Raw genomic sequence first — 22,623 nt, forward strand, 5'->3', positions numbered from 1 at the left:
GCTTCGGAGTTCGGTGCAGCGCAGGGCGAGAGCGTCACTGAACTCAGCCTTGAATGATTGCTGGAGGGCAGCCCGTGTTCAACGGGACGCGAGTCCGGCCGGGTGTCTCAGTGGGGGGTGGAGAAACATTGTGGAGTTGGCTCCTGACACATGCCTGGGGTTCTCGTAACGGCATCTTGTCACAGCATGCGCTGCCGTGGAATCGTGGCAATCATGTCAGGCGGAAAAACAGCGGTCACTCGACCCCGTCCCAGCCGAAGGGCACCATGGAAACCCCTGGTCGAACCTGTCCCGGCCGTAATGAAGATCCGCTGGGAACAGGCGGGATATGAGGGTCGGCCGACCTAGTTTCAGCCACCATCCGCCTACGGCCGACGGCAGCCTTCTTCGCGGTGTCCGGAATGGGTCTGCCAGGTGGCCGCGCAGTGACGTATATGTGAGCGCGTTCCACCGGGCGCGCCCGAACCTGGAGAAGCCATACGTGTTGACTGAATCGACGCCCTCGATGCCCGAGCCGCGTGACCCACAGGCTTCGCACCCGCTGGACCCGGTCACCGCCGCCGAGATCACGACCGCCCGCGAGGTACTGGCCGAGGCCGGAAAGGTCACCGGGACGACCCGGTTCACGGTCATGCAGCTGCGGGAGCCGGCCAAGTCGGAGGTGCTCTCCCACCGCCCCGGCGACCCGGTGGAGCGCACGCTCGACGCGGTCCTGATCGACACGGCCACCGGCTCCGTCCACGAGGCGGTCGTCTCGGTGACGCGGCGGAAGCTGCTCTCCTGGACGCCCGTCGACACCGCGCACCATCCCTACGGGCAGCCGCCCCTGGTCATGGAAGAGGGGCAGACCGTCACGGACGCCGTCCGGGCCGACCCGCGATGGAAGGCCGCCATGGCCTCCCGCGGAATTCACGACACCGACCTGTGCGTGATCCTGTGCTTACCCCCGGGCAACTTCGGCCACACGGGCGAGAAAGGGCGTCGGGTGCTGCGCGCTCTGACCTTCTGGCGCGCACATGAACAGGACAGCCCCTGGGCACATCCCGTGGAAGGAATCGTCGCCAGTGTCGACCTCGTGGAGCGGCGTGTCATCGAACTCCACGACTACGGCAGCGCGCCGTTGCCGCGGGAGCACGGAAACTTCCGGGAAGGGGACTGGGGGCCGCCGCGAACCACCGTCAAACCCCTGGAGATCACCCAGCCGGAAGGGCCGAGCTTCCAGGTCGACGGGCGCTGCGTCTCGTGGCAGAACTGGCACTTCCGGGTCGGATTCGACCAGCGTGAAGGACTGGTCCTCCACCAACTCGCATACCGGGACGGTGAGCGGGACCGGTCCATCGTCTACCGGGCCTCCATGGCCGAATTGGCCGTCCCCTACGGCGATCCGCACCCGGCCCGATACTGGGTCACCTACTTCGACGAGGGTGAGGACCTGCTGGGGCGCGTCGCGACCTCACTGGCACTCGGCTGCGACTGCCTCGGAGTCATCCACTACTTCGACGCCGTGCTCTCGGACGACCACGGACGCCCCTACACCGCGCCGAACGTGGTGTGCATGCACGAAGAGGATTACGGAGTCCTCTGGAAGCACACCGATTACTTCACCGGCGTCAGCGAGACGCGGCGCTCACGACGGCTCGTCCTGTCGACGTTCACGGCGATCGGCAACTACGACTACGGCTTCTTCTGGTACTTCTACCAGGACGGCACCATCCAGTTCGAAGTCAAACTCACCGGCATTCTCTTCGCGAACGCGCAACACGAAGGGACGCACAACCCGCACGCCACCCCCGTGGCACCGGGCGTCGTCGCGCCCTACCACCAGCACCTGTTCAACATGCGCCTGGACATGACGGTCGACGGTGTACGCAACACCGTCGAGGAAGTGGATGTCGTCCCCCTCCCCATGGGCGACGGGAATCCGCACGGGAACGCCTTCACCACGGCCGGCACGGTCCTGCGGCGCGAATCCGAAGCGGCCCGCCTCGCCGACGCCTCCGTCGCGCGCGTCTGGAAGGTGTCCAACCCCGAGTCCCGCAACAGGCTGGGGCAGCCCGTCGCCTACAAACTGGTGCCCAACGAAGTGCCGGTGCTCCTGGCCCGGCCGGAGTCGCCGCTGGCCCGGCGGGCCGCCTTCGCGACCCGGCACCTGTGGGTCACCTCGTACGACCCGGCGGAACGCTACGCCGCCGGCGACTACCCCAACCAGCACGCCGGAGGGGCCGGCCTGCCGGCCTGGCAGGCCCGGGACCGGCCGCTGGCCGGAGAGGACATCGTGCTCTGGCACACCTTCGGCACCACCCACATACCGCGCCCCGAGGAATGGCCGGTCATGCCGGTGGAGTACACCGGGTTCACCCTCAAACCCGTCGGGTTCTTCGACCGCAACCCGAGCCTCGACCTGCCCCGCTCGCCCCGCCCCGGCGAAGGCGGCGCATCCTGCCACGCGCCCGCACAGGGCCCGGGGACACCCGGCGAAGGCCCCCACCCGACCCGTTGAGGAGACAGGCGTGAAGTACGGCATCTATGTGCCCAACTGCTGGAACTACGGCTCCGTCGCCGCCCTCACCCGGCTGGCCCGCGCCGCCGAACACGCGGGATGGGACGGCTTCTTCATCTGGGACCACCTCTTCGTCGCGGACGACATCCCGGTGGTGGACCCCCAGATCGCCCTGGCCTCGATCGCGGCGGCGACCGCACCGGACGGCCTCCGGCACATCGGCGCGCTCGTCACCCCTCTGGCGCGCCGCCGCCCGTGGAAGGTGGCCCGGGAAACGGCCGCCCTCCAGGAACTGTCCCAGGGACGGCTCGTCGTCGGGGTGGGACTGGGCAGGCCACCCGAGTACGACTTCGCCACCGGGGAGCCGGCCACGTCGGCCGCACGTGCCGCCGCACTCGACGACGGGCTGGAACTCCTGAAACTGTTCTGGGAGGGCAAACCCGTCCGGTGGAGCGCACCGGACGGCGACCGGCCGGCCTCCGGCCGTACGACGGAGGTCGACGCTCCCGCCTTTCTCCCCGCTCCCGTTCCCAGGCCGCCCGTCTGGGTCGCGGGCGCCATCCAGTACGACGATCCCGACGCGGAGCGAGCCGCCACCGGACCGTCGGCCGGCGGGGGCGGCCGCAGGTCCGCGGAACGGACCGTGCGGCAGCCGCGCCGCCCCTTCCGGCGGGCCGCCGCCCACGACGGGCTGTTCCCGGTGCGGATGCCCTGGGACAACGCCCATCCCCTCAGCCCGCAGGACCTGTCCCGGGCCATCCGGCTCACCTTCCCCACCCAGCCGCCTCCCCGCGACTACGACATCGTGGTGACGGGGCGCAGCGCGGGGCCCGACGCTCCCGTCCCCCCGGGCGACCTGGACGCCTACGAGGAGCGGGGCGCGACGTGGTGGCTGGAGGCGATGCCCGACCTCGCCACGCTCGAAGAGGCGCAGGCCGCGATCGCCGCGGGACCTCCCACGCGCTAGCGCGGCGCCCCCGCCCTGCGCGGGCGCCGCGCCGCACAGACCGAGTGAACAGACGACGACGCGGGAGTACGAGTGACCGATATCCAGCTCCTTTCCCTGGCAGAAGCGCAGCGGTCGCGGGACTGGGCCGGACTGTGCGGCTCGGCGGACCTCTTCGCCCATCCCACGTGGCTGGCGGTCGAACGCACGGGTTCCGGGCCCTGGGTTCCGGCCGAGAGCGCCTGCCTCGCCCTGTCGGAGAACGGGCGTACGACCATGGGGATGACCTTGCAGCAGTTCGACACGTCCGTCGACGACGTCATCGTGCGGCCGGACCGGATGATGCGCTCGCATCCGGCGTGGCGGGATCTGGCCGAGGACGAACTCGCGGACACCCTGCTGCCGTCCCTGGTGTGCGGCGGCTGGTTCAACTCCCGGATTCTGACCCGTCCCGGCACGCCACCCGGGGAGGCCCGGACGGCCCGGAGAGCCCTCATCGCGGAAAGTCTCGCTCTGGGCCGTGACCGGGGCAGCGCCACCGTCGTCTACCCCTACCTCGACGCCGCGAGGACGGAACTGCGCGCCGACCTCCGGGACGCCGGGTTCGTGGAGATCCCGGCCCCGAACCGGCATGTGTTCCACAGCGACTACTCCAGCTACGACGAGTACTTCGGCAACGTCCTGAAAAGGAAGACGAGGAACCAGATACGCCGGGAGCTCAAACGGTTCGACGAGGCGGGCGTGAAGACCGCGCACGAACTCATGGACGACTCCAACGTCGAGAAGCTCGCACGGCTCGCCCACAACCTCGAGGTCAAGTACGGCCAGAAGTCCACCTACGAGCACATGGCCGGATGGTTCTCCGCCATCGCCCGGCACACCCGGACCTCCGTCTTCACGGCCGAACTGGACGGCCGGCTCTTCGCGATGAGCATGTGGGTCCACCACGAGGGCCGCATGTACGGATTCCACTGCGGCTTCGACTACGAGGTGGGCGAGGGGCTGCACACGTACTCGGTCGTGGTCTACCGCCTGCCCATCGCCTTCGCCTGCTCGGATTCGGGCACGCGGCACCTGGAGTACGGAGTGGGCGGCGACCACGCCAAGCTCACGCGAGGCACGGAGGCGGTCCCTCAGGTGCTGAGCGTCAAACCGCTCACCGCGCAGGCGGAAGCCGTGGTGGCGCGGCTGCGGGACGTTCCCGAGGGCCTCGCCGGCCCCGTGGGCACATGGGTGTGAGGCCGGTGCGTGCGCGCGTGGGTCCGGCGGGGCCCCCGGGCGCCCGCGCACCGGTGAGCGGGCTCCTCGGGCACGGCGACAGCGGCCCGCCCACGGGCAGCCCCGTCACCGTCGTACTCGTCCACGGCTGGTCGTGCTCACGGCGCCAGTGGAAGCACCAGCTACCGGCCCTGTCCCGGCGCTACCGCACCCTGGACCTCGATCTGCCGGGACACGGGGAGAGCCCCGCCGACCTGCTGGCCGGACCGCCGACCGTCGGGGCGCTGGCCGATTCCGTCGTCGCGCTGATGAAGGCCCGTGTCCCGAGCGGCCCGGTGGTGGTCGTCGGGCATTCCCTCGGCGCCGCGGTGGCCGTCGAGGTCGCACGCCGGGAGCCCGGGCGCGTCGTACACGTCATCTCGCTCGACGGACTCGTCCACCTGGGCGTGTACGAGAAGCAGGACGAGGCCGCGGCGGCCGGGCTGCTGGCACCGCTGGTCGAGGACTTCGGGCGGTGCGGGGACTTCGGGGCCGCGGCGGTGCGCATGCTCGACGGCTTCGTCGTGGCGCGGGACCGCCTGCCCCGTGACGAACTGGCCGCCACGTGTTCGGCGCTCGACGCGCGTTTCGGCCTGGACCTGTACCGCTCGATCCTGGCCTGGGACATGCGCGAGGCCCTGGCGCACACGGCGGTCCCGGTGACCGCCGTGTGCGCCGCGGCCACCCTGTCGCCGTGGGTGCGCCGTCGCTACGGCACCCGGATCGGCCTCGTGCCCGTCCCGGACGTCGGCCACTTCCTGCACCTAGAGGCCCCCGAGGTCGTCACCCCGCTCGTCCGGGAACTGATCGACACGCTCGCCCGATAGGGCGGCCGCCCGCTGCTCCCGCGGGGACGCCGTGTCCTTCGTCCTTTTCACGGTGGGGCCGCGACCGGCCACCGTGAAGAGGACGAAGGCCACCGCGGCGAGCACCTCGAAGCCGGCGGCCACGACGAGGGAACCGGAGAGGGACCAGGTGGCGATCGGCCCGCCGATACCCGCCCCGACGGCGTAGCCGGTGATCTTCAGGCTCGCGCCCGTGGTGAAGATCTGGCCGCGCAGCCGCTCCGGCGCCTCGCGGTGACGCACGGCGAACAGGGCCGTCAGCTGCGGCCCCGCGCCCGCTCCGGCGAGCACCATCGCCACGAAGAGGTACACCGGTGAGACCGTGGCGGCGAGAAGGAACGCGGCGGCGAGGACCAGCGTGCTGCCGAGCACCGCCGTGTCGGGGCGCAGCGAGTCGGGGCGCTTCGCCAGGAGGGCGTTCGCGGCCAGCGAGGCCGCGGCGAGAGCGGCCAGCAGGAAGGTGCCGGAGTTCGCCCCGCCGAGCGCTTCCTCACCGAGGAGCGGGCTGCACGTGACGAGCATGCCGACACCGATGTACGAGATCACGGAGGTGACGGTGGCGCGGGCGAGGAACCGGGCCCGCACGATGGCGACGAAGCCGGCGGCCAGGTCGGCGACGACCGACGTGTCCGGTCCGCGTCCGGACGCCGACGGGTTGCCGGGGAGCGTCCACGCGGCCGGCAGCGCGAGGATGATCAGCGCGACCGCCGCCACGACGCCGGACGTGGCACCGGCGAGGATGGCGATCGCTCCGGCGAGGGCCGGGCCCGTCAAGCTCGCCAGGTTGTACGTCATGGCGTCGAGCGCGTTGGCCCGCGGGAGCCTCCCCGGCTCCACCAGCCGGGGAAGCTGCGAGGTCCACCCGCCGGCCAGGGCGGGCCCGAGGAGCCCGCCGAACACGGCGGTCGCGATGACGACGGGCAGCGGGAGGTGCCCCAGGGTCAGCAGGATCGCCACGAGCACGGCGGAGTACGCGGCCAGGGCTCCGGTCAGCAGCCGCCCCGGCGCCGCCGACCTGTCGAGCATGGCTCCGAAGACGGGTCCGCCGACTGCCGCCGAGATCATGATTCCCGACAGGAGCGCCGAGCCCGCCGAGGCGGAGTCGGTGACCGCGATGCCCACCAGGAGCAGGGCCGGGCCCGACATCTCGTCGCCGGTGCGCGCGGCAGCGGCCCCGGCGATGTAGAGCGGCAGTCTGTAACGTGTCGGCATGATTTTCACGTTACATGGTAACGGTGGATCCTCCCATAAGGCGTTACGCTCTTCCTCGTGCCCCCCAAGAACCAGCCTCGCGACCGGCCCCGGAGCGCCGGGGACGCCAGGGGCGACTCGTACACCCGCCACTCCGTCCTGCAGACCGCTCAGCGCGCCGCCGACCTCGTCAACGTCCTGGCCGCGGAACGGGTCGCGCCGGAGGACGTCGTGGCCGTACTGCGCGAACACGGCGAGGCCGACCCCCTGGACGTGTCGCGCGAGGACGTGGAGCAGATGCGCGTCGTGGCCGATTCCCTGCGGGACGTATTCGCCGCCCCCGACGTGGCCGAGGCCGCCTCGCGGCTGAACCGGCTGCTGGCGGAGGGCTCCGGCACGGCGCGCCTCACCTCGCACGACGGGCGCTCACCGTGGCACATCCACCTCGACGGCGACGACGAGGCGCCGTGGTCGGAGTGGTTCCTCGCCTCCTCCTGCATGGCCATGGCCGTCCTCATCTGGGACCGCCAGCGCCCTCCCGGCGGCGTGTGCGCGGCGTCGCGCTGCACCAACGTCTACGTCGCGGGCGGCAGCGGGGCGCCGCGCCGGTACTGCTCGGGCCGCTGCGCGACACGGGAGCGCGTGGCCAGCCACCGCCGCTCCCGGCCCGCCGGGTAGCCCGTCCCACGCCGCCCAGGACGCGGCGCAGGAGAGCCGGTGCCTCACATCGCTCGCAGGCCGTGGGCGCGGAACTGGTCGCGCACGCGGTCGATCAGAGCACCGTCCGGTACGGGGTTGTCCTTGAGGGGGAAGGGGAGGCCGAGCGCGTCGTACTTGGCCGCGCCGAGCTTGTGGAAGGGCAGGACGTCGACCCGGTCGATGTTGTGCAACGTCGCCAGGAAGCCGGCCAGTCCGTCGATGGCCGCGGGGTCGTCGGTCCAGCCGGGGACGAGGACGTAGCGGATCCAGGCGGGGGCGCCCAGCCGGGCCAGGCGGGTGGCGAAGTCGAGGGTCGGGGCGAGGTGCCCGCCGGTCAGGCGCCGGTAGACGCCGGCGTCGAAGGACTTGATGTCGAGCAGGACCAGGTCGGTGTCGGCGAGCAGCGCGTCGTCGGCCCTGCGGCCGAGGGCTCCGGAGGTGTCCAGGGCGGTGTGCAGGCCGAGTTCCTTGCACCGGTGCAGCACTTCGGCGGTGAAGGCGGACTGGAGCAGGGGTTCGCCTCCGGTGACGGTGACTCCTCCGCCGGCCCGGCCGGCGAACCGGCGGTACCGCTCGATGCGGGCCATGACCTCGTCCACGGTGACCTGCTGCCCGTCGCGCAGGTGCCAGGTGTCGGGGTTCGCGCAGTACAGGCAGCGCAGGGGGCAGCCGCTGAGGAAGAGGACGAACCGGGTTCCGGGCCCGTCCACGCCGGTGGACAGGTCCCAGGAGTGGATGCGGCCGGTGGTCATCGGGCACCGTGGAACGTGCGGTTGATGACGTCGAGCTGCTGCTCGCGCGTGAGCCGGATGAAGTTGACGGCGTATCCGGAGACGCGGATGGTCAGCTCCGGGTAGTTGTCCGGGTGCTCCATCGCGTCTTCCAGCGTGGCGCGGTCGAGGACGTTGACGTTCATGTGGAAGCCGCCCTCGGCGGTGTACGCGTCGAGCAGACCGACGAGGTGGCCGGCACGTTCCGCGGGGTCGTGGCCCAGGCCCTCGGGGGTGATGGTGGAGGTCAGCGAGATGCCGTCGCGTGCCTGGTCGTACGGGATCTTGGCGACGGACAGGGCGGAGGCGGCCATGCCGTGGCGGTCGCGGCCGTTCATCGGGTTGGCGCCCGGGGCGAAGGGCGCACCGGCGCGGCGGCCGTCGGGGGTGTTGCCGGTGTGCTTGCCGTACACGACATTGGAGGTGATCGTGAGCACCGACTGGGTGTGCTCGGCGCCGCGATAGGTGGGGTGGCGGCGCACCTTGGCCATGAAGGAGCGGACCAGGTCGACGGCGATGGCGTCGGCGCGGTCGTCGTCGTTGCCGTAGGCCGGATAGGCGCCCTCGACCTGGTAGTCGACGGCGAGTCCGGTGGCGTCCCGGACGACCTTGACGCGGGCGTACTTGACGGCCGAGAGGCTGTCGGCGGCCACGGAGAGGCCGGCGATGCCGCAGGCCATGGTGCGGTGGACCGGGTGGTCGTGCAGGGCCATCTCGATGCGTTCGTAGGCGTACTTGTCGTGCATGTAGTGGATGACGTTCAGGGCGTTGACGTAGGTCGCGGCGAGCCAGTCCAGCATCCGGTCGTAGGCGGCCGCCAGCTCGTCATGGTCCAGGTAATCACCGGTCAGCGGCGCCACAGCGGGGGCGACCTGTTGGCCGGTCATCTCGTCGCGGCCGCCGTTGATCGCGTACAGCAGGGCCTTGGCGAGGTTGACGCGGGCGCCGAAGAACTGCATCTGCTTGCCCGAGGCCATCGCGGAGACGCAGCAGGCGATGGCCGTGTCGTCGCCGGTGCGGGGGCGGAGCAGCTCGTCGGACTCGTACTGGAGGGAGCTGGTGTCGATGGACGCCTGGGCGCAGAACCGCTTGAAACCGGTGGGCAGCCGGGGGGACCAGAGCACGGTGAGGTTGGGCTCGGGGGCGGGGCCGAGGTTGTAGAGGGTCTGCAGGAAGCGGAAGGAGGTGCGGGTGACCAGCGGCCTGCCGTCCTCCCCGATGCCGCCGATGGACTCGGTGACCCAGGTCGGGTCGCCGGAGAACAGCGCGTCGTACTCCGGCGTGCGCAGGAACCGCACGATCCGCAGCTTGATCACGAAGTCGTCGACGAGCTCCTGGGCGCGGCTCTCGTCGATGCGCCCCTCGTCGAGGTCCCGCTGGAGGTAGACGTCCAGGAAGGTGGAGGTGCGGCCCAGGGACATGGCCGCGCCGTTCTGCTCCTTCACGGCGGCGAGGAATCCGAGGTACAGCCACTGGACGGCCTCGTGCGCGGTGGCCGCCGGACGGGAGACGTCGCAGCCGTAGGAGGCCGCCATGCGCTCCAGCTCGCCCAGCGCCTTGATCTGCTCGGCGAGTTCCTCGCGGTCGCGGATGACGTCGGGCGTGGACGGGATGGCGTCCAGGCGGGCGCGCTCGGCATGCTTGGACTCGATCAGCCGGGCGGTGCCGTACAGGGCGACGCGGCGGTAGTCGCCGATGATCCGGCCCCGCCCGTACGCGTCGGGCAGGCCCGTGATGATGCCGGCCTTGCGGGCGCGCAGCATCTCGGCGGTGTAGGCGTCGAAGACACCGTCGTTGTGGGTCTTGCGATACGTACCGAAGACGGTGGCGACGAACGGGTCCGGCTCGAATCCGTACGCGCGCAGCCCGTTCTCCACCATGCGCAGCCCGCCGTTGGGCATGATCGCCCGCTTCAGCGGAGCGTCGGTCTGCAGTCCGACGATCAGTTCACGGTCGCGGTCGATGTAGCCGGGCGCGTGGGAGGTGATCGTGGACGGCGTCGCGGCGTCGACGTCGAGCACGCCCCTGCGGCGCTCCTCGGGGAACAGCGCGGTGACGGCGTGCCACACGGCCAGGGTGCGGTCGGTGGGGCCGGCCAGGAACGCGGCGTCCCCCTCGTACGGCGTGTAGTTGGCCTGGATGAAGACCCGCACGTCGATGCGCTGCTGCCACTGCTCACCGGTGAATCCGCGCCACGCGGAGTCGGCGGGGCGGGTGTCGGCGGAAGGCCGGACGGTCACGGTCATGTCGTCATCTCCAAGAGGCGGCGGTCGGCGAGGCGGGCGGGGCCGTCCTCGCCTTCGATGTTCGTCGTCCGCATGTCGGCGGCCGAGGGCCGCGAAGGCCGTGCGCAGCCGCTGACCGGCCTCGTCGTTCCGGGCCGGCGGGGCCGGTGGTCCCGGTGTCGGGAGGGACCTTTCGCCCTCCGCTGGCGGCGCCGTGGCCGAACCGCCGGAAGTCAGGGCCGAAGGGCCCTCGGCGGACCGCGCCGACTCACGGATGCTGAGACCAGTGAAGGGGCGGCCGACGCGGCCGGGCCCGTCGATCCCTAGGGAGGCACCCCCATGACCAGCGCCATCGCCGTAGGAGTGGACGGTTCCGCGGAAAGCCTGGCAGCGGCCGGCTGGGCGGCGCGCGAAGCCGCCCTGCGCGGCATGCCGCTGCGTATCGTGCACGCCTGGCTCTGGCAGCCGCTGGACGTCCCCCTCGTCCAGGACAGGGAGACGCAGGCCAGATCCGCCCACGCGGTGCTCCGTGCAGCCGAGACACACGTCGCCGGCACCTACCCGGCCCTCAAGGTGACCTCCGAAGTGCTTCAGGACACCCCGGTCGCCGCTCTGCTGAGGGAGGCCGAAGCGTCCGAGATGCTGGTGCTGGGCTCTCGTGGGCACGGAGCGTTCGCCGGGTTCCTCCTCGGCTCCTACGGTCAGCAGGTCATCGCCGCTGCCAAGCGGCCCGTCATCTCCGTGCGCGCCGGTGGCGGGCCGGCCCGGACGGAGGGCGGCGAGGTCGTCGTGGGCCAGCAGGGCACACCCGAGGACAGCGACGCGGTGCTCGGCTTCGCCTTCGGGGAAGCGGCCGCACGCGGCGCGGCCCTGCGCGCGGTACGGGCCTGGAACCTCCCGCCGGTCTTCGCCTACAGCCCCGGTTCGATGCTCCTGGCCAACGAGGCCGGGGGGCTGGAGCCCTTCGAGAGGAAGGCCCTGGCGGAGGCGCTCGCCCCGTGGCGGACCCGGTTCCCCGACGTGCCGGTGACCGAGCACGTCGAGATCGGCGGCGCGGGAGAGGTACTGCTGTCGGCCGCGTCGGACGCGCAGCTGCTCGTGGTCGGCCGAAGGACGCGCCACGCGCCCGTCGGTACCCGCATCGGATCGGTCGCCCACGCCGCACTGCACCACGCCCGCTGCCCCGTCGCCGTCGTTCCGCACGACTGACCACCTCCCGTCGGCGGGGGAGCGGCGCATGGCCGGCCCCCGCCGCGAAGCGGACTCCGCCCGGACCCGCGATCCGTCCAGACCTCGCCGGAAGCCCCCATGCGCAGGTTCGATGCGGCCGGCCGCCGTCCCCGCCCTGCTCTTCGTACGCCGGCGACGACGACGGCGGCCCCTGCTCCACGTACGGAGCAGGGGCTGCGGTTCATCGGTACGCGTCCGCGCAGCGGACCGGCGGTCAGCCTCGCGGGCGGCCCTCCCGCCCGGCTGCCGGGCCGCCCTGGCCGCCGTGAGCGGCCAGGGCCTGGGTGGCGATGACGGCGGCCTGCACCCGGCGTTCGACACCCAGCTTGGCCAGCAGCCGCGAGATGTTGTTCTTGACCGTCTTCTCCGCCAGGTAGAGCCGCTTGCCGATCTCCCGGTTCGTCAGCCCCTCTCCCACCAGCGCGAGGATCTCCCGCTCCCGCTCCGTCAGCCCGGGAAGCCCCTGCGGCTGCTCCTCCTGGGAGAACCCCCCGCGCAGCCGGGCCATCACCCGGGCCGTGGCACCGGGGTCGAGCATGGACTGGCCCGAGGCGACGGTGCGTACGGCGGTGACCAGGTCGGTGCCGGTGATCTGCTTGAGGACGTAGCCGGACGCGCCGGCCATGATCGCGTCGAGCAGCGCCTCCTCGTCGTCGAACGACGTCAGCATCAGGCAGGCCAGGTCCGGCATGCGGGAGCGCAGCTCGCGGCAGACACTCACTCCGTCCCCGTCGGGCAGACGCACATCGAGGACGGCGACCTGCGGGCGCAGCGCGGGAACCCGCACCAGCGCCTGCTCGACCGTGCCGGCCTCTCCGACCACGGTCAGATCCGGCTCGGCGTCCAGCAGATCATGCACACCGCGGCGCACCACCTCGTGGTCGTCGAGCAGGAAGACCCTGACCGGTTCCTTCCCGGTGAGGACGCCGCTGCTGTCTGTCATCGCATACTCCGTGTTCGCCGAATTCTCCGCCCCGAAGGAGCTCCATACGCATCGTGCCGCGCGAGAGGGACCATCGCCCAGGGCCGGATGGCCCTCGTCCCCGGGCGATGCCACCGAAGATCCGTACCCCGGCCGCGAGACCCCATGCCGGACCACAGGGTGACGGCCGTCGCCCCGCCGGACGTCACCCTCGGAAGGATCCGGCCTGCGGGGACGGCCGAACCGTACGCCGAAAAGGTCCGTTCGGCCCTATTGAGGCAGCGGGTCACGGGAGACGCTGGCTGCGAGGCAGCGAATGCGCCCAGGACCGAGCTGGGCAGAAGGTGGGCACCATGAAGGACGAAGCCGCGCACCCCACGGTGGACGGCCACCGGGAGGCGGTGGCGCCCCGGCGGATGGGACAGCTCGATCGCGCCGAGGCCCTGCGGCTGCTCGGCAGCATCTCCCTGGGGCGCATCGTCTTCACGCAAGCGGCCCTGCCTGCCATCCGCCCGGTCAACCACTTCATGGACGGCGAGGACATCATCGTCCAGCTGCACGACGGCGCCACGCTCACCTCCATCGTGACGCCTGCCCATGCCGCCGGTGTCGTGGTGGCCTACGAGGCGGACGTCATCGACCCCGAGACCCACGTCGGCTGGAGCGTGGTGGTGACCGGCTACGCCCACCGGGTCACCGACGAAGGCCAGCTCGCGCGCTTCGCCGCCCGCCTGCGCCCGTGGGTGCAACACCCCGCCATGAACTCCGCCTTGCGCATCCGGCCGGACCTCGTGACGGGCTTGCGGCTCACCGTGTAGGGGCCCGCACGTACCCGTCACCGCGACGGCGGAGGTGATTCCCGCCGCAGAGGCGCGCGCCACACCAGCCGGCTGCCGCCCTCGTCCGGGCGCCCGATCTCCAGCGTCCCGCCCACCCCGTGGGCCCGCTCCTCGAGGTTGCTCAGGCCGCTGCGCCTGCCGTCGGCGGGGATGCCGCAGCCGTTGTCCGTCACGGTGAGGACGACTTCGTCGGCGGTGGCTCGCAGCGCGACCTCCACCCGGGTGGCGTGGGCGTGGCGCGCGGCGTTGCTCAGCATTTCGGTCAGGGCCGCCGTGACGTGATCGGCCACCTGCGGGGGGACATCGGTGTCCAGCAGGCCCTCCATGCTCAGGTGGGGCGGGAAGCCGAGCGTGGTCGCGGTTTCGCCCACGGTGCGTGCCACGCGTGCGCGCAGGCTCGGCCCGGTGTCCTCCTCGCGGGCGCGCAGGCCGAAGATCGTGGAACGAATGATCTTGATGGTCTCGTCGAGGTCCCCGACGGCGCGTGAGACGCGTTCGGCGGCGCCCTCGTGCTGGACGAGGCGTGCGGCGCTCTGCAGGGTCATGCCGGTTGCGAACAGGCGCTGGATGGCGAGGTCGTGCAGATCCCGGGCGATGCGGTCACGGTCCTCCAGGAGGGCCAGGTGTTCGGCGTCGCTGCGGCGTTCGGAAAGCTCCAGAGCGAGGGCCGCCTGACCGGCGAAGGCCAGCAGCGGCTCCAGTTCCGCTTCGGTGAAGACCGGCTCTCCCTTGCGGCGGGCCAGCAGCAGCACGCCTCGGTTGTCCTTGGCGGTGGCGCCCAGGGGGACGGCGACCGCCGGGCCCAGGCCGTCGAAGCGGCGGGGCCCGGCGGTGTACCGGTCGTCCTCCCCGAGGCCGACGGTGGTCACGGACGCACCGGCCTGGTACGCGGCGCCGGAAAGCGTGCCGTCGACCGGAACCACGAGGCCGCGGCGGGTCTCGCCGCCGGCGCCGATGGCCAGCTCGACGACGAGGTCGTCCGTCCCGGCGACGGGCACGGAGACGTCGGCGAGGGCCGCCCCGGTGATCTCCAGGGCGCGGCGGGCGATGAGCCCCAGTACCGCCAGTCGCGGGCTGCCGGACAGGAGGCTGTGGGTGATCTCCGCGTTCGCCTGGAGCCAGCGCTGCTGGCGCTGCGACGCCTCGTACAGGCGCGCGTTGTCGATGGCGACGCCGGCGGCGACCGAGAGGGTGGAGATCACCGACTCGTCCTCGGCGTCGAAGTCCACGCCACCGTGCTTGTCGGTCAGGTAGAGGTTGCCGAACACCTCGTCGCGCACGCGGATGGGGACGCCCAGGAACGTCCGCATCGGCGGGTGGTGGGCGGGGAAGCCGTAGGACGCCTCGTGAGCGCCCAGGTCGGTCAGACGCAGCGGTTCGGGGTTGCGGATGAGTTCGCCGAGGATGCCGTGCCCGGCCGGCAGGGGGCCGATTCTGGCGATCTCCTCATCGGTCAGTCCGACGGTGAGGAACTGCGACAGGGTCCGGCCGTCGGGACCTATCACCCCGAGCGCCGCGTACTGGGCGTCGACCAGGAGCGCGGCGGCCTCCACGATGCGCCGCAGTACCTGCGAGAGGTCCAGTTCGCGGCCGACCGAGACGACCGCCTCCAGCAGACTGTGCACCCGGTCCCGGGTGCCGCGTACGGCGTTGATGCGCGCCTGCAGCTCCTCCAGCAACTCGTCGAGCCGCATCTGGGGCATCCGCGAGAGCGGCTCCTGCACGCCCACTGGGCCTCCTCCGTCGATCACCCGCCCGTACCGTGACCAGCCTATCGGCCGTACGGGCGGGCCGGAGGATCACGTCAGGGGCAGTGGCCGGGGACCGGCGTGGTAGGCGGCGCGCATGATGTCCTCCATGTCGTCGAGCATCGGCATGCGCGGGTTGGCGGGCGCGCACTGGTCCTCGTAGGCGTTCAGTGCCTGCTGCGGGAGCGCCTCGACGAAGGCGGTCTGATCGATGCCCAGGGCGCGGAAGGACGGTTCGATTCCCACGGCGTCGCGCAGGCGTTCGACGGCGGCGGCGTAGGAGGCGACGCCTTCGGCGGCGGTCGAGGCCGGCAGGCCGAGGGCCCGGGCGATGTCCTGGAAGCGTTCGGGCGCCCGGTAGCTCTCGTACTTGGGCCAGCCGGTGAGTTTGGCGGGAACGGTGCCGTTGTAGCGGATCACGTGGGGCAGCAGGATGGCGTTGGTCCGGCCGTGGGCGATGTGGAAGGTGGCTCCCAGGGTGTGGGACATGGCGTGGACGATGCCGAGGAAGGCGTTGCCGAAGGCCATGCCGGCGATGGTGCCGGCGTTGTGCATCTTCTCCCGGGCGAGGGTGCGCGGTGTGTCCCGGCCGGTGACGGCGGCTTCCAGGTTCTCGAAGATCAGCTTGATGGCGTGCAGCGCCAGGCCGTCGGTGAAGTCGTTGGCGTAGACGGACACGTATGCCTCGGTGGCGTGCGTGAGGGCGTCGAAGCCGCTGTCGGCGGCGAGCGCCGCGGGCAGGTCGGCGGTGAGTACCGGGTCGACGATGGCGACGCTGGGTGTCAGGGCGTAGTCGGCGAGCGGGTACTTCTTGCCGGTCGCCGGGTCGGAGATGACCGCGAAGGGGGTGACCTCGGCGCCGGTGCCCGAGGTGGTGGGGACGCAGACCAGACGGGCCCGCTCGCCGAGTACGGGGAAGCGGAAGGCGCGCTTGCGGATGTCGGAGAACTTCTGCCGCATGTCGGCGAAGTCGATGTCCGGCTGTTCGTACAGCAGCCACATCACCTTCGCCGCGTCCATGGGCGATCCGCCGCCCAGGGCGATGATGGTGTCCGGCCGGAAGTCGCGCATGAGGGCGGCCCCGCGCTGGACGGAATCGATGCTCGGCTCCGGTTCCACGTCGTCGATGACCTGGAGGGTCACGGGCTGCTCCCGCTGCCGCAGGACGCGGCCGACCCGGTCGACGTAGCCGAGGCGGGTCATGGTGGCGTCGGTGACCACGGTGACGCGGTGTACGTCGGGCATCGAGGTGAGGTAGCGGATGGCCTGGGGCTCGAAGTAGATCTTCGGCGGGATCTTGAACCACTGGAGGTTGTTCTGCCGCGTCGTCACGCGCTTGATGTTGAGCAGCTGGGCGGCGGAGACGTTGTCGGAGACGGACGTGCTGCCCCACGAGCCGCAGCCCAGGGTCAGCGAGGGCAGCAGGCGGTTGTAGATGCCGCCGATCGCGCCCTGCGACGACGGCGAGTTGACGATGATCCGTACCGTCTTCATGCGGCGGCCGTACCTTTCGGCCAGGTCCGGGTCGCTGGTGTGGATCACCGCGCTGTGTCCCTGTCCGTGGAAGGCGACCATGTCGGCCGCCAGATCGAAGCCCTCCTCGGGCGAGCCGGCCCGCAGGACGGCGAGTACCGGGCAGAGCTTCTCCCGGGTGAGCGGCTCGCCCGGGCCGACGTGGCTCGCCTCGGCCAGGATGAGCGACGTGCCGGCGGGGACGGTGAACCCTGCCCGCTCGGCGATCCAGGCGGGGCTCCGGCCCACCGCCGCCGGATTGACGCGGCCCTGTCGGCCGGCGGGGTCGGGCGGGAAGAGGTAGGTCTCCAGCTTCCTCTTCTCGTCGGCCGTCGCCGTATAGGCGTGCAGCCGCCGGAACTCGGCCAGAGCCTGCTCGTAGACGGCGGTGTCGAGGATGACCGCCTGTTCGGACGCGCAGATCATGCCGTTGTCGAAGGACTTGGACAGCACCAGGTCGTTCACGGCCCTGCGCAGGTCCGCGCTGCGGTGCACGTAGGCGGGTACGTTGCCCGCGCCCACGCCGACGGCCGGCTTGCCCGCCGAGTAGGCGGCCTTGACCATGCCGTTTCCGCCGGTCGCGAGGATCAGGGCCACGCCCGGGTGGTGGATGAGGAGGCCGGTGGCCTCGATGGAGGGCTGCTCGATCCACTGCACGCAGTGCTCGGGCGCCCCGGCGGCGACGGCGGCGTCCCTCACGACGCGTGCGGCCTCGGCGCTGCACACCTGCGCGGAGGGATGGAAGGCGAACACCACCGGATTGCGAGTCTTCAGCGCCAGCAGTGCCTTGAACACGGTCGTGGACGTCGGATTGGTGACCGGCGTCACCGCGCAGATCACCCCGACGGGTTCGGCGATCTCGATGATTCCCTCGATGTCGTCGCGGCCGACCACGCCGACCGTCCTGGCCCGGGACATGCTGTGCGTGACGTGCTCGCAGGCGAACATGTTCTTCGCCGCCTTGTCCTCGAACACCCCGCGACCGGTCTCCTCCACCGCCAGGCGGGCCAGGGCGGTGTGCTGGTCCAGAGCGGCGACGGACGCCTTGGCGACGATGTGGTCGACCTGCTCCTGCGTGAAGGACTCGAAGCCGGCGAGCGCCTTGGCGGCGTTGTCGACGAGTCGGTCCACGGCGATCCGCGCGTCGGAGGGGACACTTCCGAGGGAGGTGTCGTGGCGGTCGCTGGTCACCTGAGTCATGGAAGCTCCCTGGATGCGGGTGAAATCGGCCGGTCACCGACGGTGGCCGCTCGGCGTCTCAGCCACAGCCTGGAGCCGGAGACGTCCATGGCGAAGGTCCCGAAGGTCCCGGGCAGGGGCCCGGTGGTCTCCGAGGTCTTCCGGCCGGGCGTTCTCGCGGTCCCCCTCGGGGCGGCCCACGCCCGGTCCCGGCCCGTACGCGTGGTGCCGTCGGGCGTGGGGGCCCTCACCTCCGGCATCGCCGAGTGGCCCGGCAGGACACGGGCCGAACGGCCCCCGATACGGGTCCTGACCGGTTCTGCCGCCTGCCTGAGCGGCGTACGACGCTGGAAGCAACGACGAGGACAAGGAGCAGGTCATGAAGGCAGCAGTGGTGAAGACTCTCGGAGAGCCGCTGGTGATCGAGGAGCGGCCCGACCCCGTGCCCGGCCCCGGGCAGGTCCGCATCCGCGTCGAGGCGTGCGGGCTGTGCCACACGGACATCCACGCCGCCCACGGCGACTGGCCCGTCAAGCCCACCCCACCGTTCGTCCCCGGGCACGAGGGCGTCGGCGTCATCGAGGAACTCGGCGACGGCGTCACCCACCTGTCCGTCGGACAGCGCGTGGCCGTGCCGTGGCTGGGCTGGGCCTGCGGACGCTGCGAGCCCTGCCTCACCGGCTGGGAGACGCTGTGCGAGCAGCAGGTCAACACCGGATACGGCACCGACGGCGCCTACGCCGAGAAGATGCTCGCCCACGCCGACTTCGCCCAGCCCGTCCCCGACGGCATCGACCCGCGCGAGGCGGCACCACTCACCTGCGCGGGAGTCACCACCTACAAGGCCCTGAAGGTGGCCGGGGTCGGACCGGCCGACCTCGTGGCGATCTCCGGCATCGGCGGTCTCGGGCACCTGGCCGTGCAGTACGCCAAGATCGCCGGTGCGACGGTGGCCGCGATCGACATCTCCGACGAGAAGCTGCGACTCGCCGCCGACCTCGGCGCGGACATCCTCATCGACGCCCGCAAGGAGGACCCGGCGGCCGTGCTCCAGCGCCATGGCGGGGCCCACGCGGCGCTGGCGCTGGCGGTGAACGAGGAGACCTTCGCGACGGCCCTGGCCGGCCTGCGCCGTGGGGGCAAGCTCGTCATGGTGGCCCTGCCCGCCGATGGCGTCGTCCAGGTCCCGGTCTTCTCGACCGTGCTCGGCGGTACGTCCGTCATCGGGTCCATCGTCGGCACCCGGCAGGACCTGGCCGAGGTGTTCCAGCTGCACGCCGCCGGCCGCACCCGCGTGGTCTACGAGACCCGGCCGCTGTCGTCCGTCAACGCATGCATCGACGAGGTCCTTCAGGGCCAGGTCAAGGCCCGCATCGTGTTCGACATGTGAAGCGCCCTGCGCGAGCGAGGGGAGTTGAGAACCGTGGTGAAGCACCGGACGGTGGGCGAAGTGATGACCAGCGAAGTGGTCCAGGCGCACCCGGACACGTCCTTCAAGGAGCTGGCCCGCCTGCTCACGTCCCACCGCATCAGCGGCCTGCCGGTGGTGGACGACGACGACAAGGTCATGGGCGTGGTGTCCCAGACCGATCTGACCCGGAGACAGGCGGCGCGCGGCCGGGCCGGGTCCGGCCGGGACCGCGTGCTGCGGGCCCTGAGGCGGATCGCCCGCGCCCACCCCACCGCCCCGCCCCCTCTGACGGCCGGCCGGCTGATGTCCACTCCCGCGGTCACCGTGCATCCCGAACATCGCGTGGTCGACGTGGCGCGCATCATGGAACGCCGCCACATCGACCGGCTGCCCGTGGTGGACGAGGAAGACCGTCTCATCGGCATCACCACACGCCGCGACCTCCTGCGCGTCTTCCTGCGCACCGATGAGGAGATACGCGAAGAGGTGGCCGGTGCCGTCCGCAGCCGCGGTTCCGCCTGCGACGCCGACACATGCACGATCGATGTCCGCGAGGGGATCGTCACCATCGAGGGCGTCGCCGGACCTCAGACCGACACCACGGCGCTGGTCCGGGCCGCATGGCGGGTCGACGGCGTCGTCGGCGTGGTCAACCGGCTGACGGCCGACCGGCGCCACGCCTCTTCCGTACCGCCGAGCGGGGCGTAGCAGGGGGGCCGAGAAGGCCCGGTGCCGACTGCCCGTCCCAGGAACAGCCCGGGGAGGCGAACCGCCCCCGTACTGCCCGGGTCGTCCCGCGACGCCACGTGTACGGCCCCCATCTCCGTACACGCGCCTGGCGCCGACGACGCCGACACAGCGAAAGCGTCGCGGTAAGGGCCGGACGGCCCACTTCAGCGAGGTACCGGTCGCTCCTCGGCGGCGGCCCGGTCGGCTCTGCCGACGGCGGCCGGCGCCGGACAGGCTGAGAGCGATCAAGGAGGAGTTCCCATGACCGGTCTCAAGACCAGCCAGGCAGTCGACGTCCAGGTCCGCAGCCGGGGGCAGGTGCCTCGTGGTGCGGACGCCTACGCACGGGAAAAGGTGCTCGCGGCCCTCGACCACGTCAGCGAGCCGGTGCTGACCGCCCAGGTGAAGCTCACTCAGCAAGTCAGTGGTTCGGCGGCTCGTCCGGCCGCCGCCCGGGCCGTGGTCGATGTGAACGGCCGGCTCGTACGGGCCCACGTGGCCGCGAGCACCATGTTCGAGGCGGTCGACCTGCTGCGGGAGCGGCTGACCGCGCGGCTGGCCCGAGTACGGCGGCACGGGCCGCGCGGGCTCTCCGGCACCGGCCGGGAGGCGTGGTGGGACAGCGCGGGGCACGACCACCGTCCGCACCGGCACCACCTGCCGGCGGAGGAGCGCCGCATCGTGCGGTACAAGGCGTTCGGCCAGGCCCGGCAGACGCCCGAGGACGCCGTGATCGACCTGGAGGCCATGGACTACGACTTCTGGGTCTTCACGGACCTGGCCTCCGGATACGACAGCGTGGTCTACCGCGACGCCACCACCGGCCGGCACCGCCTGGCATCCCTGGGGCCGGTGGCCCAGGAACCGGAGGGCGAGGGGCTGTTCAGCGTGAGCACGGTACCCGTGCCCAGGAGCACGGTGCCCGAGGCCGTTCAGCGCCTGAACCTCACCGGGCTGCCGTTCGTCTTCTTCGACGACACGGCCACCGGCCGGGGCAGCGTGCTGTACCACCGCTACGACGGCCACTACGGGCTGATCGCCCCGGCCCGATAGTCCTTCCCCCCCCAGGCCGCAAGGCCCCACCCCGGCTCCGCCCCTGCCCCGGGCTTCCCGCTGCCGGCCGCCGCAGGACCGACCGCCGACGCGTGCCGCGCCCCGGCAGCGGGGCCCGGGTCCTCGCCTCGGTCCGCGGCCACTTCCCCGACGGAAACGTCCCCTCATCCGGAGGATTCCATGTCACAAGGCACTGTCATCGCCGCTGTGGACGGCTCGGCCGAATCGCAGGCCGCCGCTCAGTGGGCTGCCCGAGAGGCGCTTCTGCGCGATCTGCCCCTGCACATCGTCCATGCCTGGCAGGACTGGTCGCCGGGCTTCGCCCACGCCCCGTTCACGGGCACGGAGACCGCGCCGGGCGACGCGGCGGTCACCCGGCACTGGGCCGAGCGCGTCCCGAGGGGTGTGGCCGACCGGCTGCGCGAGAGCCACCCCGGTCTGAGGGTCGGCGTCGAGCAGATCTTCGGCCGTCCGGCGGAAGTACTGCTCGCCGCGGCGAACAAGGCCGAGGTCCTGGTGCTGGGTTCACGAGGGCTGGGTGCCCTGGGCGGCTTCCTGGCCGGATCGGTGTCGATGCCCGTCCTCGCGCACGCCGAGCGCCCGGTCGTCGTCGTACGGGCCGGCGAGCGAGCCGAGGACGAAAGGCGGCCCGGGGACGGCGCGGACCGCCCGGCGCGGTACCTCGACGTGGTGCTGGGGCTCGACCTCACCAGGCCGTGCGACGAGCTGATCGAGTACGCCTTCTCCGCCGCCGCCGCACGCGGGGCCGCCCTGAGGGTCGTCCACGGATGGGACACCCCGATCGTGTACGGATACGAGCCCGAAGCCGCCGATCCCGGACACGGCGTCGCGATGGGGCTGCGGGAAGCAAGCGCCCTCACCGACGCGCTGCGGCCCTGGCGGGGCAAGTTCCCGGATGTCGACGTCAAGGAGCAGTGCGTGGTGGGCCGGGCGGCCGACCACCTCGTGGACGCCTCGAAGGACGCCTCGCTGCTGGTCGTGGGCCGGAGGGTACGCCGCGCGGCGATCGGCACCCACATCGGCCCGGTCACGCATGCGGTGCTGCACCACGCCGCGGTGCCGGTGGCGGTGGTGCCGCACCCCTGACCGTCCGCGAAGGCGCAGCGTGGCTGCGGACCGCGTTCACCGAGGCCGGGTGCGGCCGCTCCCCTCCAAGGGCAGCGGCCGCACCCGGCCTCGGCCTTTCGGCGGGGCGGCCGGTCGAGCCGACGTCGGCGCCCGCACGCCCGGCGGCTATGCGGTCCCGGGACCGCGGTCGGTCTCACCGGCCCAGCGGGCGGCGAGTTCCGCGGCACGCCGGGCCGCGGCGGCCACGGCGTCCGGTCCTCCGCCCGCCCGCCCCGCCGCGTACCCGACGAGGAAGGTGGTCAGCGGGGCGGCCGGCCGGGCGACTGCGTGAGCGGCGTCGCCCGCGAGTGCGAGAAGCAGGGCCCGGTCGACTTCGAGGTCTATCCCCAGGTCGGCCTGCACCACGCCCGTCCATTTCTTCAGCACGTCATCCATGATCGTCTTTCCTGGTTCGTGAGCGGGCGGTGCGGAGCGCGGT

The 22,623-nt window shown here is 71.9% G+C and carries 18 protein-coding genes; 11 read left to right on the forward strand and 7 right to left on the reverse strand.

The window, feature by feature from the left end:
- Positions 1–481 precede the first annotated feature (481 nt).
- The 4 genes from MHW47_RS01420 to MHW47_RS01435 all read left to right on the forward strand — a co-directional run bounded on the left by MHW47_RS01420 (position 482) and on the right by MHW47_RS01435 (position 5,530).
- Positions 482–2,500: a primary-amine oxidase gene (locus MHW47_RS01420; protein WP_239220726.1), complete on the forward strand. Its 2,019-nt coding sequence runs from the start codon at positions 482–484 to the stop codon at positions 2,498–2,500.
- 10 nt (positions 2,501–2,510) lie between these two features.
- A complete protein-coding gene (locus MHW47_RS01425; protein WP_239220727.1) occupies positions 2,511–3,467 on the forward strand; it encodes an LLM class flavin-dependent oxidoreductase in 957 nt (318 codons plus the stop codon).
- 72 nt (positions 3,468–3,539) lie between these two features.
- Positions 3,540–4,685, forward strand: a complete 1,146-nt coding sequence (locus tag MHW47_RS01430) for a GNAT family N-acetyltransferase (RefSeq protein WP_239220728.1) — start codon at positions 3,540–3,542, stop codon at positions 4,683–4,685.
- 53 nt (positions 4,686–4,738) lie between these two features.
- Positions 4,739–5,530 carry an alpha/beta fold hydrolase gene (locus tag MHW47_RS01435; protein WP_239220729.1) on the forward strand — a complete coding sequence of 264 codons (792 nt, stop codon included), beginning with the start codon at positions 4,739–4,741 and terminating at the stop codon, positions 5,528–5,530.
- Here the strand turns inward: MHW47_RS01435 and MHW47_RS01440 are convergent.
- Positions 5,468–6,760 (reverse strand): MFS transporter, encoded by a 1,293-nt coding sequence (locus MHW47_RS01440; RefSeq protein ID WP_239220730.1) that lies wholly within the window; start codon positions 6,758–6,760, stop codon positions 5,468–5,470. The genes MHW47_RS01435 and MHW47_RS01440 overlap by 63 nt on opposite strands.
- A 57-nt stretch (positions 6,761–6,817) precedes the next feature.
- Between MHW47_RS01440 and MHW47_RS01445 the strand changes: the two genes are divergently transcribed.
- Positions 6,818–7,417, forward strand: a complete 600-nt coding sequence (locus MHW47_RS01445) for a CGNR zinc finger domain-containing protein (RefSeq protein ID WP_374230039.1) — start codon at positions 6,818–6,820, stop codon at positions 7,415–7,417.
- Positions 7,418–7,461: 44 nt separating this feature from the next.
- Here the strand turns inward: MHW47_RS01445 and pflA are convergent, their stop codons facing one another.
- Together pflA and pflB are read right to left on the reverse strand one after the other, a co-directional pair.
- On the reverse strand, positions 7,462–8,190 hold the full coding sequence (pflA, locus tag MHW47_RS01450) for a pyruvate formate-lyase-activating protein (RefSeq protein WP_239220731.1): 729 nt from the start codon (positions 8,188–8,190) through the stop codon (positions 7,462–7,464).
- The gene (pflB, locus tag MHW47_RS01455) at positions 8,187–10,454 is read right to left on the reverse strand and encodes a formate C-acetyltransferase (RefSeq protein ID WP_239220732.1); all 2,268 of its coding nucleotides are present in this window, start codon (positions 10,452–10,454) and stop codon (positions 8,187–8,189) included. Before pflB ends, pflA begins: the two co-directional genes overlap by 4 nt.
- A 318-nt stretch (positions 10,455–10,772) precedes the next feature.
- Here pflB and MHW47_RS01460 point away from each other — a divergent pair, with 318 nt between their 5' ends.
- Complete coding sequence (locus tag MHW47_RS01460; protein WP_239220733.1) at positions 10,773–11,642, forward strand: universal stress protein; 870 nt, start codon at positions 10,773–10,775, stop codon at positions 11,640–11,642.
- A 235-nt stretch (positions 11,643–11,877) separates the two neighbouring features.
- Here MHW47_RS01460 and MHW47_RS01465 read toward each other — a convergent pair whose 3' ends face one another.
- Complete coding sequence (locus MHW47_RS01465; RefSeq protein ID WP_239220734.1) at positions 11,878–12,606, reverse strand: response regulator transcription factor; 729 nt, start codon at positions 12,604–12,606, stop codon at positions 11,878–11,880.
- A 332-nt stretch (positions 12,607–12,938) separates the two neighbouring features.
- Between MHW47_RS01465 and MHW47_RS01470 the strand changes: the two genes are divergently transcribed.
- Positions 12,939–13,403, forward strand: coding sequence for a pyridoxamine 5'-phosphate oxidase family protein (locus MHW47_RS01470; RefSeq protein WP_239220735.1), 465 nt, complete (start codon positions 12,939–12,941; stop codon positions 13,401–13,403).
- A gap of 17 nt (positions 13,404–13,420) precedes the next feature.
- Here the strand turns inward: MHW47_RS01470 and MHW47_RS01475 are convergent, their stop codons facing one another.
- Together MHW47_RS01475 and adhE are read right to left on the reverse strand one after the other, a co-directional pair.
- On the reverse strand, positions 13,421–15,118 hold the full coding sequence (locus MHW47_RS01475; RefSeq protein ID WP_239220765.1) for a GAF domain-containing protein: 1,698 nt from the start codon (positions 15,116–15,118) through the stop codon (positions 13,421–13,423).
- A 105-nt stretch (positions 15,119–15,223) separates the two neighbouring features.
- On the reverse strand, positions 15,224–17,884 hold the full coding sequence (adhE, locus tag MHW47_RS01480; RefSeq protein ID WP_239220736.1) for a bifunctional acetaldehyde-CoA/alcohol dehydrogenase: 2,661 nt from the start codon (positions 17,882–17,884) through the stop codon (positions 15,224–15,226).
- Positions 17,885–18,242: 358 nt separating this feature from the next.
- Between adhE and adhP the strand changes: the two genes are divergently transcribed.
- The 4 genes from adhP to MHW47_RS01500 all read left to right on the forward strand — a co-directional run bounded on the left by adhP (position 18,243) and on the right by MHW47_RS01500 (position 22,163).
- Entirely contained in the window at positions 18,243–19,253 is a 1,011-nt protein-coding gene (gene adhP / locus MHW47_RS01485) for an alcohol dehydrogenase AdhP (RefSeq protein WP_239220737.1), read from the forward strand.
- Between the two features lie 63 nt (positions 19,254–19,316).
- On the forward strand, positions 19,317–19,982 hold the full coding sequence (locus MHW47_RS01490) for a CBS domain-containing protein (protein WP_239220738.1): 666 nt from the start codon (positions 19,317–19,319) through the stop codon (positions 19,980–19,982).
- 282 nt (positions 19,983–20,264) lie between these two features.
- Entirely contained in the window at positions 20,265–21,056 is a 792-nt protein-coding gene (locus tag MHW47_RS01495) for an HPF/RaiA family ribosome-associated protein (RefSeq protein WP_239220739.1), read from the forward strand.
- Positions 21,057–21,236: 180 nt separating this feature from the next.
- Complete coding sequence (locus MHW47_RS01500) at positions 21,237–22,163, forward strand: universal stress protein (RefSeq protein ID WP_239220740.1); 927 nt, start codon at positions 21,237–21,239, stop codon at positions 22,161–22,163.
- Between the two features lie 147 nt (positions 22,164–22,310).
- On the opposite strand, the gene MHW47_RS01505 is transcribed toward MHW47_RS01500, so the two are convergent.
- Entirely contained in the window at positions 22,311–22,580 is a 270-nt protein-coding gene (locus MHW47_RS01505; protein ID WP_374230040.1) for a DUF6457 domain-containing protein, read from the reverse strand.
- Positions 22,581–22,623 lie beyond the last annotated feature (43 nt).

The organism is Streptomyces sp. OfavH-34-F, from assembly GCF_022347745.1.
Lineage (GTDB): Bacteria > Actinomycetota > Actinomycetes > Streptomycetales > Streptomycetaceae > Streptomyces.